The organism is Gilliamella sp. wkB7, from assembly GCF_001693435.1.
Classification (GTDB): domain Bacteria; phylum Pseudomonadota; class Gammaproteobacteria; order Enterobacterales; family Orbaceae; genus Gilliamella; species Gilliamella apicola_N.
The window spans coordinates 1,145,778-1,164,084 of record NZ_CM004509.1 but is presented as its reverse complement, the minus strand read 5'-3'; the positions used below and the strand labels follow the sequence as shown (position 1 = coordinate 1,164,084).

Below are 18,307 nucleotides of genomic sequence, written 5' to 3'. Positions count from 1 at the left end.
CCCAAATAAGAATTATCTGTTTGGGCTATTTTGTTTAATTAGGAGATAAAAATGCCTTTAGAACCATATATGGGTGTGATTCCAATGGTTGTTGAGCAAAGCTCTCGTGGAGAAAGAGCTTACGATATATATTCACGGTTATTAAAAGAGCGAATCATCTTTTTAACAGGACAAGTTGAAGATAATATGGCTAACTTAATTATCGCTCAAATGTTATTTCTAGAAGCTGAAAATCCTGAAAAAGATATCCATTTATATATAAATTCACCAGGTGGTGTTGTTACAGCCGGACTGGCCATTTATGATACTATGCAATTTATAAAACCTGATGTTAGCACAATTTGTTTGGGACAAGCATGTTCAATGGGATCATTGCTTTTGACTGCCGGAACAAAAGGTAAACGATATTGCTTACCTAACGCTAGGGTAATGATTCATCAACCATTAGGCGGTTTTCAAGGACAAGCTTCCGATATTCAAATACATGCACAAGAAATCTTACAAGTAAAAAGCCGTTTAAATAATATTTTGGCAATGCATACTGGTCAAGATATTAGTGTAATTGAAAAAGATACAGATCGTGATAACTTTATGTCTGCCGAAAAAGCAGTTGAATATGGTTTAGTGGATGCCATATATAGTAAACGTTCATAATAAATTAGCTAGGTGGTAAAAGTGAATAATGAAAGCTCAGAAAAATTACTCTATTGTACTTTTTGTGGTAAAAGTGAACATGAAGTTCGAAAACTAATTGCAGGACCATCATCTATTTATATTTGTAATGAGTGTATTGGGCTATGCAATGATATTTTAAAAGAAGAGACAAAAAGTTTTCTCTCACATGAAGAATTTAATAGTAAACCATTACCAACTCCTCATGAAATTCGAAACCATCTTGATGAATATGTTATTGGTCAAGAAAAAGCAAAAAAAGTATTATCTGTAGCTGTTTATAATCATTATAAACGTTTACGTAATTATGCAAGTCATAATGATGTCGAATTAGGTAAAAGTAATATTTTATTAATTGGTCCAACTGGTAGTGGTAAAACATTATTAGCCGAAACTTTAGCTCGCTTTTTAGATGTTCCTTTTGCGATGGCAGATGCAACAACATTAACAGAAGCAGGGTATGTCGGTGAAGATGTTGAAAATATCATTCAAAAATTATTACAGAGTTGTGATTATGATATTGAAAAAGCACAACGTGGTATAATTTACATTGATGAAATAGACAAGATTTCAAGAAAATCAGATAATCCTTCAATCACAAGAGATGTGTCTGGAGAAGGTGTACAACAAGCCTTATTAAAAATTATTGAAGGTACTATTGCCTCTGTGCCACCCAAAGGCGGACGTAAACATCCTCAACAAGAATTTTTACAGGTAGATACCTCAAAGATTCTGTTTATTTGTGGTGGGGCGTTTAGTGGCTTGAATAAAGTAGTAGAAAATCGAGTATCTGTTAATACTGGTATTGGCTTTGGAGCTGATGTTAAAAGCAGTAAAAATAAGGCAACGGAGTCTGAGTTACTCGCTCAAGTTGAATCTGAAGATTTAGTAAAATTTGGTTTGATTCCTGAATTTATTGGTCGATTACCCGTTATCGGTACATTATCAGAATTAGACAAAAATGCCTTAATTAGTATTTTAACTGAACCTAAAAACGCTTTAACTAAGCAGTTTGAAGCATTATTTAGGTTAGATGGAGTTGAATTAGAATTTACTGAAGATGCATTAAACGCTATTGCAATAAAAGCGTTGCAACGTAAAACAGGAGCTCGAGGTTTACGTTCTATTGTTGAAAATATTTTATTAGATACAATGTATGATCTACCATCTATGAAGAATATTAAAAAAGTTATTGTTGAACAAGAAACAGTAGAAAAATCACAAGCACCAGCTTTAATTTACCGAGAAGATGTTGAGTTGTCAGCTTAACTATGAAGATGCTTGTTATTGTTGAAACTTTAACAAGCATGATCTAATTTATATTATATCTAATTACATGTAGATATTGTCAAAATGTTTAAGGAATAGTATATATTTGACTCATAACAATAGGCTTGAATATCTAAAATCAATCCCAATATCAACATAATGGGTTTGTACTATTAGAGAGAAAAAAATGAAAACAAAACAAACTAAACAAATGATTATGCCTATTTTACCATTACGTGATGTTGTGGTATTTCCACATATGGTAATTCCTCTCTTTGTTGGTCGAAATAAATCGATACGTTGTCTTGAGAGTGCAATGGAAATGGATAAGCAAGTCTTTCTTGTTACTCAAAAAAATCCATCCCAAGATGATCCTGATGTTGATGATTTATATGAAACTGGGACTGTTGCCAATATTTTACAATTGCTTCAACTTCCAGACGGAACTGTAAAAGTTTTAGTTGAAGGTGTTGAACGAGCTAAAATTGTTGATATTTTAGAACAAAAAGAAGACGACTTTTTTATTGCCAATATCGAAACATTGCATGAAAAAAACAAAAATGATGATTTAAATGAAGCTTTAATGCGAGTTGTACTTTCTAATTTTGATGATTATGCAAAACTGAATAAAAAGGTAACACAAGAAGTTGTTGATTCAATTCGTTTGATTAAAGAGCCTTCACAACTGGCTGATTCTATTGCCGCTACATTATTTTTGAAAGTAGAACAAAAGCAAGAATTACTGGTTACAGCTAATTTGGAAAAACGTTTTGAGTTACTTATTTCATTGATGGAATCTGAAATCGATTTATTGCAAGTTGAAAAAAATATTCGTCAGCGTGTTAAGCAACAAATGGAAAAAGCGCAAAAAGAGTATTATCTTAATGAGCAAATAAAAGCAATTCATAAAGAATTGGGTGATATCGATAATAAATCAGATGAATATGAAGAGTTAAAAAATAAAATTACCAAAGCTAAAATGCCACAAGAGGCAACAGAAAAAGCTTTGGCTGAACTTAATAAACTCAAAATGATGCCTGCAATGTCTGCTGAAGCAACTGTAGTCAGAGGATATATTGATTGGATGATACAAATTCCGTGGCATAAACGTAGCAAAGTTAAAAAAGATATTGAGGGTGCTCAAAAAATTCTAGATAAAGATCATTATGGTTTAGAAAGAGTTAAAGATCGTATATTGGAATATTTAGCTGTTCAAGGTCGAATTAATAAAGTCAAAGGACCTATATTATGTCTAGTTGGACCTCCAGGTGTAGGTAAAACATCTCTTGGTCAGTCTATCGCTAAAGCAACAGGGCGTAAATATGTCCGAATGGCATTAGGTGGTGTTCGTGATGAGGCAGAAATTCGTGGACATAGAAGAACTTATATAGGCTCTATGCCAGGTAAATTGATTCAACGTATGGTAAAAGTTGGTGTCAAAAATCCATTATTTTTATTGGATGAAATTGATAAGATGGCATCGGATATGCGAGGCGATCCTGCTTCTGCTTTGTTAGAAGTACTTGATCCAGAACAAAATAATGCTTTTAGTGATCACTATCTTGAAGTTGATTATGATTTATCTGATGTAATGTTTGTTGCTACTGCTAATTCGATGAATATTCCAGCACCATTGTTAGACCGAATGGAGGTTATTCGTCTTTCAGGCTATACAGAAGATGAAAAATTAAACATTGCTAAACAGCATCTTATTACTAAACAAATAGAGAATAATGGGTTAAAACCAAAAGAAATTAGTATAGATAATTCAGCTATAATTGGAATTATTCGCTATTATACTCGAGAAGCAGGGGTTCGTAGCTTAGAAAGGGAAATAGCAAAAATTTGCCGTAAAGTTGTAAAACAATTAGCTTTAAATAGCAAGTTGAAAAAAGTGACGATAACCCAGGATAATTTAAAAGATTTTCTAGGAGTACAACGATTTGATTATGGTAAAACCGATAATGAAAATCGAATTGGGCAAGTTATTGGTCTTGCTTGGACTGAAGTAGGCGGTGATTTACTTACAATTGAATCAGTTAGTGTACCAGGTAAAGGTAAATTAACTTATACCGGTTCATTGGGTGATGTGATGCAAGAATCTATTCAAACCGCATTGACAGTGGTTCGTTCTCGTGCTGAAAAGTTAGGTATTAATGGTGATTTTTACGAAAAACGTGATATTCATGTCCATGTCCCCGATGGTGCGACACCGAAAGATGGTCCAAGTGCAGGTATCGCTATGTGTACATCATTAATTTCAACTTTAACAGGTAATCCTGTTCGTTCTGATGTTGCTATGACTGGGGAAATTACTTTAAGAGGTGAAGTATTACCTATTGGTGGTCTTAAAGAAAAATTACTTGCAGCACATAGAGGTGGAATTAAAACGGTTGTTATACCGATGGATAATGTGAAAGATCTAGAAGAAATTCCAGATAATGTTAAAGCTGAAATTGATATTTGCCCAGTAAAATGGATTGATGAAGTAATAACAATAGCATTACAAAATAATCCGTTTGGTGTAGAACTTGAAGAAGATAAAATTAGTTTAAAACATGCAACTAAAAAGGCAACTAAACAAATAAAATCTAAAATTCCAGTTCAGACGCAATTAAATTAATTGTATTTAATTTTAAAAAGATCAACATAGTGTTGATCTTTTTTTATCTCTTAGCGTTTCGATAATAGCCAATTTAGGTAAATATGCTATACTTGCCGAATTAATCTTTAGATATATGGAGAATCGCAAGAAATGATGGATACAATCCGCACAGCTGCAAACCATATTGTAGTTAAAATTATTTTTGCAATAATTATTTTATCATTTATATTCACAGGGATAGGTTTTTTTGGATTTGGGGGCGGCAATAATGCGCGTGATGCCCAACAATACATCGCAAAAGTTAATGGAGAAGGGATAAATCGAGCACAATTTGAAGCTCAAGTAAGGGAAGTTACTTCAAATTCAGCAGGTGACCCTGCTTTTATCAAACAACTTCGCCGCAATGTATTATATTCACAAATTACGAATTTTTTATCTTATAAATTTGCCGAGCAGTTAAATGCAAATATAGGTAATGAAAGAGTCAAAGAATTCATCAAGAAACAACAGATGTTTTTTGAAAATGGCAAATTTAGTAATAAAAAATATTTAGAACTCCTTTCAGCAAACGGTTATACACCTGATAGTTATGGTGCAGGCTTGAAAACCTCTTTGCAACAACAACAAGTCATTAATGCTTTAGTAAACTCAAGTTTTGTATTACCTGTAGATTCAGAGTTAGCCAAGTTAAAAGATCAAACAAGAACAGTTTATACATCAACTTTGAGCCCTAAAGTGGTAAATATGGATGATGTTAAAATTACTGTTGAAGATGAAAAGAAATATTATGAAGAACATAAGAGTGAGTTTTATCGGAAAGAAAGAGTTAAGTTTAATTATATTTTAAATAAAAAATCTAATTACATAGATAAAATTCGTATTACTGATGATGAAGTACAACAACAATTCAAAAAAAATAAAGAAGATTATTCTTTCCCTGAAAGACAAGCTTACAGTGTAATTTATGTCACTGATAAAGAACAGGCAGATGATATTATCAAAGATCTATCATCTGGTGGTAATTTTGATACTATTGTTAAAACGGTTAATCAGACCGCTAATACCTCTCCGTATGGAAAGAATGGTTCATTGGGATGGTTTAATATGGATGATTCTTTACCTCAAGCATTTAAAGATGCTAATTTAAAAAAAGTTGGACAAATTTCTAAGCCGATAAAAGTTGATGATGGTTATGTTATCGTTAAATTAGATAATATACAAAAATCTAGAGTTATGGATTTTGATTTTGCAAAACATATGATTACTTCAAAGCTGGAAGATGAAAAACTAAATGCTATATTTTATTCTGTAGAAGATAAAATTCAGGCTGCGGTAAACAAAAACCCTAATTCATTAGAAGCTATTGCAAAAGATTCTGATTTACATATAGTTAATTCAGATTGGTCTTATTACAATGATATCACTACAATTTTACGATATCCTGAAGTTAGGGATGTTGCATTTGGTGATCAAATGATTGTTGATGGTCAAGCAACAGGTAACGTTTCGGAAATGATAACTGTTGGTCAAGGTATTGATATGATTGATTTTGTTATTCAACTTGTTGATTATCGTAAGGAAGGGATAGCACCTTTTGAAGAAGTCCAAGATGAAATTAATAAAAAACTTTATCAAAATATTGCTAATGAACGTTTTACATCGACTGTAGATAATATATTAGCACAATTAAACGAAACGGGTAGTTCGTCAAATGTAAACTTTGCTCAAAGTTATAAACTTACTCGGAACTCAAAAGTGCTGGATAAGAAAATTGTTGATATGGTTTTTGATTTGGTACCATCAGTTACATCTAAACGAGTTTTTGGTATTCAATACTTAGATGATAAAAGTGCTGCTATTGTGGTATTAACTGGTGTAAAAACACCTAATGAACAGAAAGATATTTCGTCTGAATTATTACCATTATATATTAATAATATATATTATTATCTTACTGAAGATATTCGTTCTAAAGCTAAGATTGAAATTATGCCAGATGCTAATTTGTGATCCAAATCATAAATTAATGCAAAATTCAGCAAAAATTAAAAGTCACTTCGGTGACTTTTTTCATTTATAAAATTAATAAACCTTTAGCATTTGATTAAATGAGATAGTTAAAAAGCATATTAATTGCATAACTATTTTTAAGAGGTTAATCAAATGAAACTATTTTCAATTTTGTGTATTTTATTATCAAGTATTACTTTTTCCGGTTTAAGTTTTGCGGATAGCCCACCTAATGAAGTAACTAAAAAAGAACAGCAACAAATTATACAAGTTAATATTAATACAGCTACAGCAGAAGAGTTAGCTAAAGTATTAACAGGTATAGGGATAAGTAAAGCCAAAAAAATTGTTGAATATCGTGAAAAATTTGGGGCGTTTGTTTCTATAGAACAATTGAAAGAAGTTTCCGGTATTGGTCAAGCAACATTGGATAAAAATGTAGGTAAAATAGCGTTATAATTTTATTTTAAGCCGCCGATTTTTAATATCGGTCGGCGATTATCACATATTAATTATTGATAGGATCAATATCAATACTCCATCTTACTTTTGATGTTTCATTCCATTTTTCTATATCAATAACAAGTTTATCTAAAATTAATTGTAATAGCTGTCTATTTGTGTGTTGTAACAAAAGTTGCCAACGGTAATATCCCGCCTTCTTAGGTTGATTTGCCGGCATAGGACCAAGTTGCCATAAAGAACTATCACCATACTCTTTCAATCTGTCATGAATGAGTTGCAAAAACTTTTGTGCATGATGGTTATTGCGATCTGCTGCACGAATTAATGCTTGATAACTAAATGGAGGTAATAACGTTTGTTGACGTTCTTTTAAGGTCTGTTTAGCAAATTCTTGATATCCTTTATTTAATAATACATTTAATAATGGATGCTCAGGATGGTAGGTTTGTAATATTACTTCTCCTGTTTTTGCTTCTCGGCCAGCCCTTCCTGATACTTGAGTATAGATTTGAGCAAATTGCTCTGTTGCTCGAAAATCGCTAGAAAATAATGCCCCATCGACATCTACAATACCAACTAATGTTATATCAGGAAAATGATGACCTTTGGCTAAAATCTGTGTACCAACTAAAATATGTGCACCACCTTGTTGAATACTTTGCAAATAACCATCTAATGCTCCTTTTTTAGCTACTGTATCACGATCAATACGACTTATTTTGGTGTTAGGAAAAAGAAGTTCAAGTTGTTTTTCTAATTGCTCCGTACCAAAACCAATAGGTACTAAATGAGTTGAACCACATTTTGGGCATTGTTTTGGAATTGCTCTTGGTGTATCACAATAATGACAACTAAGTTTTTGCGATTGGTTGTGAAAAGTATATGGACGATCGCAACGAGGACATTCCGCAATCCAACCACAATCATGACAAATTAATAAAGGTGAATAACCACGCCGATTTAAAAATAACATGACTTGATTATTATTGTGTAAATGGATTTTTATTTGTTCAATTAAGGGTTGTGATAAGCCAGCTAAAAGTGTTAAACCTCGAATATCTAAAATAGATTGCTTTACAGGTTTAGCATGACCTGCACGTTTTGTTAATTGTAACAATTGGTATCTATGATTTTTAACATTATTTAAAGTTTCTAATGAAGGTGTTGCAGAACCTAATAAAATAGGGATATTTTTAAGTTTTGCACGAATAATTGCTAAATCACGAGCATTATAACGCCATCCTTCTTGTTGTTTATATGAATTATCATGCTCTTCGTCAACGATAATCATACCTAAATTTTTAAACGGTGTGAAAAGTGATGAACGGGTACCGACAACAATGGCATTTTCTCCATTTTTGCTTCTTAACCAAACGGCTAGTCTTTGTTGATTGGTTAATCCAGAATGTAAAATATCTATTGGAGCATTAAATCGTTCTTTAAAACGTTTAATTGTTTGTGGTGTAAGGCTAATTTCAGGTACCAATACTAATGCTTGTTTACCTGTAGCTAGTACATTAGATATAATATTGAGATAAACCTCAGTTTTTCCTGAGCCCGTGACGCCTTCTAACAGAAATACAGCAAAATTATGGATTTGTTTGTTTACATTATCTATTGCATAAAATTGTTCTTGATTTAATTTAATCAAGTTTGGATTGGCAGAAAAATTCGTTTGCCACATTATATTATCTGCTTGGACATTTACTCGTGTTATTAGTTGTTTTTTTTCTAATTCATTATAGACAGTAGCACTTACGTTGATAGAATCAACAGTATTGTTTCTAAATGATGATAATAATAATTTTTGTTTTGGTGTCCGTGATAATGCGGTCAGATCAATATTCTCACCTAATTCAGTTAATTGCCAATGAGTGATTTGAGCTTTGTTCGCTTCTCGTCCTTGCCTTAATAAAACAGGCATCGCATGAAATAAAACTTCACCAATTGGATAATGATAATAACCTGCCGCCCAATTTAATAATTGCCAGATATCTGGAGTAAAAAGAGGTTCGCTATCAATAATTGTTGTGATATTTTTTAAACTTTTAACATCAATATCGGTTTGTTGATCTATTTTAACAATAATACCTATGGCATTGCGGGTACCGAATGGAACTTTCACCCGCATTCCAATTTGGGCAGGCTTAGTTAAGTTATAATCATAAAGTTGATAAAGTGGTACTGGTAAGGCAACATGAGCAATAAGCATTGAGAATCACAATTATAATTTACAGAAAGTAATATTGTACGCAGTTTTTATTTAACTCGCAAAAACATACCAAATTTATAGATGATTTGAAAGGTTAAAACAAACTAATTTTTTATATATTCTGATAATGATTAATTTAATCAGATGAGTAGCTACTTGTAAAAATTTGCTATCTTGGATATATTCTAAAGAGTTGATAATTTTTTTAGGAATCAAAAATATGCCCGAGTCATTTTCGCATATTAATCAGCGTGGTGATGCTTATATGGTTGATGTTTCAAACAAACAGCTAACAATGCGACAAGCAAGCGCAGAATCATTAGTTTTAATGAATACCAAAACACTTGATATGATTATCGAAGGTAAACATCATAAAGGGGATGTTTTTGCGACAGCAAGAATTGCTGGTATTCAAGCTGCAAAAAAAACTTGGGATATTATTCCTCTATGCCATCCGCTTTTGCTCAGTAAAATTGAAATTAATATTGAAGCAGATCGAATAAAAAGTTGTATTCGAATTCAAGCTAACTGTCGATTAAACGGGCAAACAGGTGTTGAAATGGAGGCTATGGTAGCAGCTTCAGTTGCTGCTTTAACTATTTATGATATGTGTAAGGCTGTACAAAAGGATATGGTTATTACGCAAGTAAGATTATTGAATAAGAGTGGTGGTAAGTCTGGAGACTTTATTGCCAAGGAACTAGATGAATAAAATTATTTTTTTTGCTCAAATTAGAGAGTTAGTTGAAATTGACAGCATTATCTTAGATGCTAATCAAGTTTCTATTTTGGAATTGCTTGAACAACTCAGCAAACGTGGCGATAGGTGGGCTTTAGCATTCAAAGAAAGAGTTATTTTATGTGCTGTGAACCAAGTATTGGTTGATTATGATTATATTATTCAGGCAGGTGATGAAATTGCCTTTTTCCCTCCTGTAACAGGTGGTTGAAATTATGGATATTATTAAAGTAAATCAAGATTTAATTGATAATAATGAGTTAATTAATTGGCTTTCAGCATTACCTCAAGATGGTGCAATTGTCACTTTTATGGGTAAGGTTCGTTGTTTTGAAAAACAGACATTGAGCCTTTATTTAGAACATTATGCAGGAATGACAGAGAAAGTATTAGCTAATATAATCGCTAATGCTCGAAAAAGATGGCGATTAAGTCGAGTTGTGGTTATTCATCGAGTTGGTGAAATTAATGCTAATGAGCAGATCGTATTTGTTGGGGTAAGTAGTGCTCATCGTGCAGATTCATTTGCGGCGGCTGAATTTATTATGGATATCTTAAAAAATGAAGCACCATTTTGGAAGAAAGAACGAACCATTGATGGTGATAACTGGGTTGAAGCAAAAAAAACAGATGTAGATGCATTGAAAAAATGGAATTAATCCTTATTTAATATATAATATGATAGTTTATATGGCATTTTTAGGAGATATAAGGAATGGCAAGTTTTTCGCCGAATGGTTTGATTAATGAACAAGCTGGCAGTCGTGTTCAAACATATATGAGTCATGTATATGGCTGGATGACTGTTGGTTTATTATTAACAGCTTTAGTTGCTTGGTTTGCATCAAGTAATATGGCACTGATACAATTATTATATAAAGGTATGTGGGTATTGTTAATAGCGGAACTGGCATTAGTTTTCGTTATTTCTGGTATGATTAATCGTCTATCTGGCGCTGCCGCAACGACATTATTTATGCTTTATTCGGTTTTAAATGGTTGTACCTTTTCAATCTATTTTCTAGTTTATACTTCATCGTCAATAGCAAGTGTGTTTTTTATTACTGCAGGTATGTTCGCGGCTTTGGCTTTTTACGGCTATACTACTAAGCGAGATTTGTCTAGTTTTGGTCGTTTCTTATTTATGGGGTTAATTGGATTAGTCATTGCGTCATTAGTGAATATGTTTATGCATAGTGAACCATTGATGTGGGCTGTTACCTATATTGGTGTATTTGTTTTTGCAGGATTAACTGCTTACGATACTCAAAAATTGAAAGAATTAGGTGATGGTTTACCTCAAGACGATCAAAATATATTCAGACGTTATGTTATTTTAGGTGCATTACAACTTTATCTTGATTTCATCAATTTATTTATTATGTTATTAAGAATTTTTGCCGATCGACGATAATTGTTTTAATCTAGAAAAAGGGCTCAATTAGAGCCCTTTTTTGTTAATATTTTATTAGTATTTATCTAGATAATGCTAACTTGTTAAAAAGTTTCAGGAAAGCACCACGTTTCAGTATAAAATGCTGTAAGATTTTTTTTGATGTTAAGTGAATGGATGGTCCAATAGTGAGTACTATGAAAAAATTATATTGTTTTGTTTTAATAAATATCTTAATTTCATCTTTTATTGCAGTACGTTTCTTTTTGGTTCCTGATGTATCATTTTCTTGGCTTGGTAGCACATTTTCAGTGTTTGCTGTACTTGGACATTTTTTTTCATTATATATATTGTTTTTTTTAATCTGCATACCAACACTGTGGTTAAGAAAATATTTATGTCATGCCATTCTAGCTATTTTATTTAGTTTTATTCAAATAATATTATATGTTGATACAATTGTTTTTCAGCAATATCGATTCCATATTAATGAATCAGTTTTATCAATGGTATTATCAGGTCAAGTTGTTGATTTTTCTATAACAACGTATTTGTTAATGTTAGTACTTATTGTCATTTCATTTTGTGTTGAATATTTTATTATCTATATTATTGATTTCAAAGTATCTAAACCTCATAGTAAATCGAAGACAATTTTATTATCCACACTGTTATTAATTGCTTCTTTATTTATTAGCCAGTTTGGACATATGGTTGCTTTTTATTATGCTTATTCTCCAATAATGGTGGTGAAAGAATATATTCCGCTTTATCGTCCATTGACTTCAAAAAAAATCATGAATATTTTTGATAAGGAAGGAAAGCGAAAAGTTGTTTATGATAAAGATAACATTAATGCAACTGTAGATTATCCTAAAAATCCGTTAGTGATTAATCCAGAAAACAAAAAACTTAAAAATATAATGTTTATTGTTTTAGATTCATGGCGATATGATACTTTTAGTAATGAAATCTCCCCAAATACTTTTCAGTTTGTTAAGAATAATAATGGAGTGATCTTTAATAATCATTATTCGACAGGTAATGCAACGCGTACGGGGATTTTTGGTCTTTTTTATGGCATTCCAGGTACTTATTGGGATTCATTTTTACGTGGTAGCATTCCGTCTCTATTTATTACAACTTTACAGAAAGAAAACTATAATATTGGTATTTTTACATCCGCTAAAGTTACTGCACCTGAATTTGATCGAACTGCTTTTGTTACTATTGAAAACTTAAGAATCAGTAGTAAAGATGGCTCAGCATCTAAACGGGATAAACAAATTACTGACGATTGGTTAGAATGGTATAAATCGCGAGATATTTCAAGGCCAACATTTTCTTTTTTATTTTATGATGCACCTCATGCGTATGATTTCCCTGATGATTTCTCAGTTAAATTCAAACCTATTGGTGATCTTAACTATATGACATTGAGCAATGATACAGATCCTTTGCCAATTTTTAATCGTTACAAACAAAGTGTCTATTATGATGATTATTTATTACAAAATATTTATGATGAACTTATTAAATCAGACTCTTTAAATGATACATTGTTAATTATAACAGGTGATCATAGTCAAGAAATGAATGATAATAAACTAGGTTTTTGGGGGCATAATGGCAATTATACTGATGCGCAAACTAAGGTACCTTTTATTATTGTTGGTGCGAAAGATTTAGGCGATTTGATAAATAACAGTAATAAATTAACTAACCATGAAGATGTTGTCCCATCTCTAATGAAGCATTATTTATATGTTGAAAATGATATAAGGGATTATTCTACTGGATATGATTTATTTAAACCTATAACTGATCGTAATTGGTTATTAATGTCTAACTACAGTTCTTATGCTGTCAGAACGCTAGATAATATCTATTTTGTTAATAGAATTGGTATTAGTCGTTATATGGATGTACATAATCGTGAGGTTAACGAGGCACCAAATTACCAATATATTCAAGAAGCGATGAAAAATATGAGTTATTTCTTCAGTCAAAGAAAAAATCATTAACATATTAGAACGGAATAATATAGAAACAAATGAAAGTTCTATCCGCCATGAATATGGCGGATAGTTATATGAATTAACGAACATCAGCACAATTTAAGCAATAAATATAACGATTTTGAGTATCGTTAAAATTATTCCATAAAGAAATATGTTGTTTTAGCTGTTTTGCTTCGGGAAGATGTTCAAATAATATCTCAGCTGTTGATTGAGGTAGCATAGCTATCATATCTGAATATAATGCATTAAACCAATTTATTTCAGGTTTTGGCCAGTCAATTTTATAATCAGTTAAATTTGCTAATGTTGCAGCTATTTCAACAGCATCATCAAAATCACCTAATTTATCAATAAGCCCTATTTTGTCTGCTTCTGCTCCTAACCAGACTTGACCTTGTCCAATTTTATCTACTTGTTCTGTTGTCATTTTTCGCGCTTTTGCTACTAGCGAAATAAATGTTTGGTAGCCATTGTTGATGTTCATTTGAATTAATTGGTTTGTTTCTTCAGGCAAGTTTTTAGTAAAATTATTGCCTGCCAATGGTGATGTACTTACTCCATCACTATAAACACCAATATGAGATAAAGAGTTTTCGAATGTTGAAATAATACCGAAGATACCAATAGAGCCTGTAATTGTATTTGGACTTGCAACAATATAATCAGATTCAGTTGAGATCCAGTATCCACCTGATGCAGCCATTCCTCCCATAGAAACAACGACAGGAATTTGATAACTACGTAAAGCTTCTAATTCACTACGAATCGCTTCAGATGCATCAACACTACCCCCAGGGCTATTTACTCGTAACACTACGGCTTGTATATTATGCTTATCTAGGTTATTACGAATTTCTTTTAGTTGCTGAACAATGTCTTCACTTCCTGCTACATCATTACTATTTTCACCATTAGTGATAGTACCATTGACAAATACAACAGCGATTAGTGGCGTATTGCTCTTATTATTATCACCAACTAATTGTTCATCTTCTGATTTGAGTTGATAATCGTAAATACTAATTTCATGTTGATCAGTGAATTCTAATTCATATTGATGACTTGAAGTAATCACATCAACTAAGCCATTAGATAATGCATATTGAGCCATATTACCATTAGCAGCTCTTAATTCTGATAGCATTGTTTCAGGTGTAGGTACTAATTGTGAATTGGCTTTTTTTCGTTGTGTTGAGATATCATTAAGATAATTATCCCACATATGAGTTAACCAACGAGTTGTATTATTTCTCGCGTCTTCCGACATGTTATCACGGATAAATGGCTCAATGGCAGACTTATATGTTCCTACTCTGAAAACATGTGTATTAATTTTTAGATTATCAAGTAGGGTTTTATAGTATAAGTTGTTAGCAGCTAATCCATATACGTTGACTGAGCCAAGCGGTGTTAGATAGATTTTATTAGCATAACTCGCTAAATAATATTGGCTTTGATTATAACTTGTTCCAAAGGCATAAATTGGTTTTTTAGCTTCTTTAAATTTGGTTAAATACTTGCCCACATATTGTAAAGAGCTCAGATCGGCACCAACAAAATTATCTAACTTTAAAATAATGCTTTTAATATTTGGATCGGTGGTTGCTTGGGCAATTTTTTGAGTCAATATGAACAAACTATTTTCGCGGGAAGTATTGATTTTTTTACCATAAATTTTATTTTGTAGAGCATAGATTTCATCACTGTAATTCGTGTTATCAACAATAACACCTTCAAGATCCAAAACCAATGAACCATATTGAGGAACTGTATCTTGTTTTTGAGCTTCATTTATTAAGCCAATACCGCCAAAGATAAGCAAAATAATAACTAAGAATATCAAATTAAGAAACGTTTCTCTTATTACATTAATCACTTTCCAAATAGATTTTATGACAGATAATGCAGACATAATAATAAGTCCTTGTTAATAATAACGTTAGTTTTTCGTTTCAATATTACGTTTTTTGAAATATTTTTTATCTTCAAATCGTAAACATGTTAATTTTCCACCCCAACAACATCCAGTATCAAGTGCATAAACATTTTCTGGTGTACCTTTACCATTTAATGCAGCCCAATGCCCGAAAGCAATACTATATTGTGCGGGTATTTTACTTGGTAATAAAAACCAAGGTTTAAGTTTTATTGGTGCTTGTTCTGGTAATTTTTTAAAATAAAAATCTAACCGGCCATCTTCATAACAAAAACGCATACGTGTAAGTGCATTGGCAATATACCGTAGGCGATCTAATCCTTGTAATTCTGATGACCATTCATCAGGAAAGTTACCATACATTTTATCTAAAAATAAGGGATATGAATCACTAGATAGCATAACATTTAGATCGTGAGCGCATTTTTTCAGTAATTCAAGATCCCATTGTGGGGAAATACCCGCATGGGTCATGATTAATTTTAATGATTCATCAATTTGAACCAATGGCTGTTTACGTAGCCAGTTCATAAGTTCATCATAATCGGGAGCATTGATGATTTCATCTAGATTATCTTTCTTTTTAGCAAGTGTAACACCAGCATATACTGATAATAAGTGCAAATCATGATTACCCAAAACCATACGAATTTTCTTGCTATGTTGCTTCACAAATCGTAAAACATCTAATGATTTAGGTCCTCGGGCAACAAGATCTCCTGTTAACCATAAAGTATCTGAAGATGTGAATTTTGCTTTTTCAAGTAATCGCATAAATTCATCGTAACAACCATGAATATCACCAATGAGTAAATTTGCCATAATATTATTTCCATGCGTTTGCAAGCTGGCAATATTGTTGAACGGTTATATTTTCAGCACGTAAATTTGGATCAATATTGAGTTCAACTAATTGTTCGGCTGTAAACATATTGCCTAAACTGTTACGAATCGTTTTTCGGCGTTGATTAAATGCTTCAGTTGTTACACGAGAAAGTATTTTGACATCATTTACTTGATAAGGTTTTTCTTTATATGGGATCAACTTTACAACCGCAGAGTCAACTTTTGGTGCTGGTTTAAATGATGTTGGAGGTACTTCTAATACTGGAATAATTTGGCAAAAATATTGTGCCATTACACTTAATCTACCATAATCTTTACTATTAGGTGCCGCGACAAGTCGAGTTACTACTTCTTTTTGTAACATAAAATGCATATCAGTAATGATATTGGCATATTCAAATAAATGGAACATCAACGGCGTAGAGATATTATAGGGTAAGTTACCAAATACTCTTAATGGTTTACCTAATTGTTGATTTAATTCATTAAAGTCAAATGTCAGAGCATCTTGTTCGATAACGGTCAGCTTATTATTTAATAGAGGATTATCAATCAATCTACTAACTAAATCTCTATCAATTTCTACAACCGTCAAATGGTCAACGTATTTACTAACTGGAACAGTTAATGCAGCTAGTCCAGGACCAATTTCTACTAGAGCTTGATCTGCTTTAGGCTGTATAGCTGCAACAATGCTTTCAATAATATAGTCATCATGTAAAAAATTTTGTCCGAATCGTTTACGGGCGAAATGCCCTTGGTGTACACGATTATTCATGCTTATCTTCACCTGTAATGTTAATGTAGGCATCGCCTTTTAATTCTTGAATCCACACTTGAGCTTCCTCACTAAATTTACGATTAAATATTAATCGGTAAGCCCGATCTTGTTTAACTGCATTTGTTCCATCAGTTTGTTTGGTATCGAGTAGTTGAATCAAATGCCAACCGAAAGATGATTTAACTGGCTGGCTGATCTCCCCTTTTTTTAATCGAACTAGAGCATTTCTAAATCCACTGTCATAGACATCTGGTCGACTCCAACCTAAATTTCCTCCATTTTCGGCTGAGCCAGGATCTTCTGAATTAGCCTTTGCAGCTGCTTCAAAACTTATTGCACCACTGATTATTGATTTGCGAATATCATTTAATTTTTGTTTAGCTATTTCGTCTGTTACCAATACATTTGTTTTAATTAAAATATGGCGAGCATTCATTTCTTCAATAGTATATTTTTTTGGTGCTTCTGTGCGAGTATCATCTACTTTCAAAATATGTAATCCAACGCCAGAACGAATCGGACCAATAATACTGCCTTTTGGTGCTCTAATAAGCCGTTCTTCAAAGATAGTTGGTAGTTCGTTGAGTTTATTCCAACCCATATTGCCACCTTTTAAAGCGAGATCATCATTTGAATATGTTGCCGCTAATTTTGCAAAATTTTCACCTTTTTGTGCTCGATTAAAAATATCATTAGCTTTGTTAATTGCATTATCAATTTGTTGTTTAGACGCTTTTTCAGGTACAGATATTAGAATATGACTAATTTTGACATCTTTATTGTTGGCTGGTTGTTCAGCAAGATTTTTAGTCAATGTTTCAACTTCTTTTTCTGAGATTTTAATTCTAGGCCTAACCTCATTCATTCTGGTCTGTTCAATTAACATGTCATTATGAATTCGTTCCCGATAACTGCTGTAACTAATACCCATTATCGAAAGTTTACTTCTGAGTTCATCAATCGTCATACCGTTTTGCCCTGCGATTCTAGCAATAGCATTAGTGACTTCATCATCATTGATTGTTATTTTGGCTTTCGCTGCTTTTTGTAAAATTAAATTCTCAATAATTAAGCGATCCAGAATTTGTTCTCTTAATACTTTATCATTAGGTAGATTGCTTGCATCTGTACTGGCCTTAATAGTTTTTAACATGTCGTTAATATCACTTTCTAAAATGACATTATTATTTACTACTGCAGCTACTCGTTCAATAACTTTAGGTGCAGCAACGGTTGATAATGGAGTAAGTAGTCCTATGGTTAAACTTAAACTTAAATTTAAAGTAATCAATAGTTTTGATAGTTTCATATTTGCGCTACTCATGTTGTTTATTACAGTATAAATATTACTGCATTAA

General features: G+C 32.1%; 15 protein-coding genes. 10 read left to right on the top strand and 5 right to left on the bottom strand.

Annotated elements, in window-relative coordinates:
- Positions 1–51 precede the first annotated feature (51 nt).
- From clpP to A9G17_RS04990, 5 genes are all read left to right on the top strand, one after another.
- Positions 52–654: an ATP-dependent Clp endopeptidase proteolytic subunit ClpP gene (gene clpP / locus A9G17_RS05010; RefSeq protein ID WP_065737770.1), complete on the top strand. Its 603-nt coding sequence runs from the start codon at positions 52–54 to the stop codon at positions 652–654.
- Between the two features lie 12 nt (positions 655–666).
- The gene (gene clpX, locus A9G17_RS05005; protein ID WP_065737769.1) at positions 667–1,941 is read left to right on the top strand and encodes an ATP-dependent protease ATP-binding subunit ClpX; all 1,275 of its coding nucleotides are present in this window, start codon (positions 667–669) and stop codon (positions 1,939–1,941) included.
- A 187-nt stretch (positions 1,942–2,128) separates the two neighbouring features.
- Positions 2,129–4,564, top strand: a complete 2,436-nt coding sequence (lon, locus tag A9G17_RS05000; RefSeq protein WP_081301681.1) for an endopeptidase La — start codon at positions 2,129–2,131, stop codon at positions 4,562–4,564.
- A gap of 132 nt (positions 4,565–4,696) precedes the next feature.
- Positions 4,697–6,556 carry a SurA N-terminal domain-containing protein gene (locus tag A9G17_RS04995; protein ID WP_065737768.1) on the top strand — a complete coding sequence of 620 codons (1,860 nt, stop codon included), beginning with the start codon at positions 4,697–4,699 and terminating at the stop codon, positions 6,554–6,556.
- Between the two features lie 153 nt (positions 6,557–6,709).
- Complete coding sequence (locus A9G17_RS04990; protein ID WP_065737767.1) at positions 6,710–7,015, top strand: ComEA family DNA-binding protein; 306 nt, start codon at positions 6,710–6,712, stop codon at positions 7,013–7,015.
- A 49-nt stretch (positions 7,016–7,064) separates the two neighbouring features.
- Here A9G17_RS04990 and priA read toward each other — a convergent pair whose 3' ends face one another.
- Positions 7,065–9,233, bottom strand: a complete 2,169-nt coding sequence (gene priA, locus A9G17_RS04985; protein ID WP_065737766.1) for a primosomal protein N' — start codon at positions 9,231–9,233, stop codon at positions 7,065–7,067.
- 220 nt (positions 9,234–9,453) lie between these two features.
- Between priA and moaC the strand changes: the two genes are divergently transcribed.
- From moaC to A9G17_RS04960, 5 genes are all read left to right on the top strand, one after another.
- Entirely contained in the window at positions 9,454–9,945 is a 492-nt protein-coding gene (gene moaC, locus A9G17_RS04980; protein ID WP_065737765.1) for a cyclic pyranopterin monophosphate synthase MoaC, read from the top strand.
- Positions 9,938–10,183, top strand: coding sequence for a molybdopterin synthase sulfur carrier subunit (moaD, locus tag A9G17_RS04975; protein WP_065737764.1), 246 nt, complete (start codon positions 9,938–9,940; stop codon positions 10,181–10,183). Before moaC ends, moaD begins: the two co-directional genes overlap by 8 nt.
- Positions 10,184–10,187: 4 nt before the next feature.
- The gene (gene moaE, locus A9G17_RS04970) at positions 10,188–10,631 is read left to right on the top strand and encodes a molybdopterin synthase catalytic subunit MoaE (protein WP_065737763.1); all 444 of its coding nucleotides are present in this window, start codon (positions 10,188–10,190) and stop codon (positions 10,629–10,631) included.
- A 56-nt stretch (positions 10,632–10,687) separates the two neighbouring features.
- Positions 10,688–11,386, top strand: a complete 699-nt coding sequence (locus A9G17_RS04965; protein ID WP_065737762.1) for a Bax inhibitor-1/YccA family protein — start codon at positions 10,688–10,690, stop codon at positions 11,384–11,386.
- 176 nt (positions 11,387–11,562) lie between these two features.
- A complete protein-coding gene (locus tag A9G17_RS04960; RefSeq protein WP_065739093.1) occupies positions 11,563–13,389 on the top strand; it encodes a sulfatase-like hydrolase/transferase in 1,827 nt (608 codons plus the stop codon).
- 73 nt (positions 13,390–13,462) lie between these two features.
- Here the strand turns inward: A9G17_RS04960 and sppA are convergent, their stop codons facing one another.
- From sppA to surA, 4 genes are read right to left on the bottom strand one after another with little or no spacing between them, the layout of a single operon-like run.
- Entirely contained in the window at positions 13,463–15,298 is a 1,836-nt protein-coding gene (sppA, locus tag A9G17_RS04955) for a signal peptide peptidase SppA (RefSeq protein WP_065737761.1), read from the bottom strand.
- Positions 15,299–15,325: 27 nt separating this feature from the next.
- Positions 15,326–16,144: a bis(5'-nucleosyl)-tetraphosphatase (symmetrical) ApaH gene (gene apaH / locus A9G17_RS04950; RefSeq protein ID WP_065737760.1), complete on the bottom strand. Its 819-nt coding sequence runs from the start codon at positions 16,142–16,144 to the stop codon at positions 15,326–15,328.
- A gap of 4 nt (positions 16,145–16,148) precedes the next feature.
- Positions 16,149–16,946 (bottom strand): 16S rRNA (adenine(1518)-N(6)/adenine(1519)-N(6))-dimethyltransferase RsmA, encoded by a 798-nt coding sequence (gene rsmA, locus A9G17_RS04945; RefSeq protein WP_065737759.1) that lies wholly within the window; start codon positions 16,944–16,946, stop codon positions 16,149–16,151.
- On the bottom strand, positions 16,939–18,258 hold the full coding sequence (gene surA, locus A9G17_RS04940) for a peptidylprolyl isomerase SurA (RefSeq protein WP_065737758.1): 1,320 nt from the start codon (positions 18,256–18,258) through the stop codon (positions 16,939–16,941). Before surA ends, rsmA begins: the two co-directional genes overlap by 8 nt.
- Between the last annotated feature and the right edge of the window lie 49 nt (positions 18,259–18,307).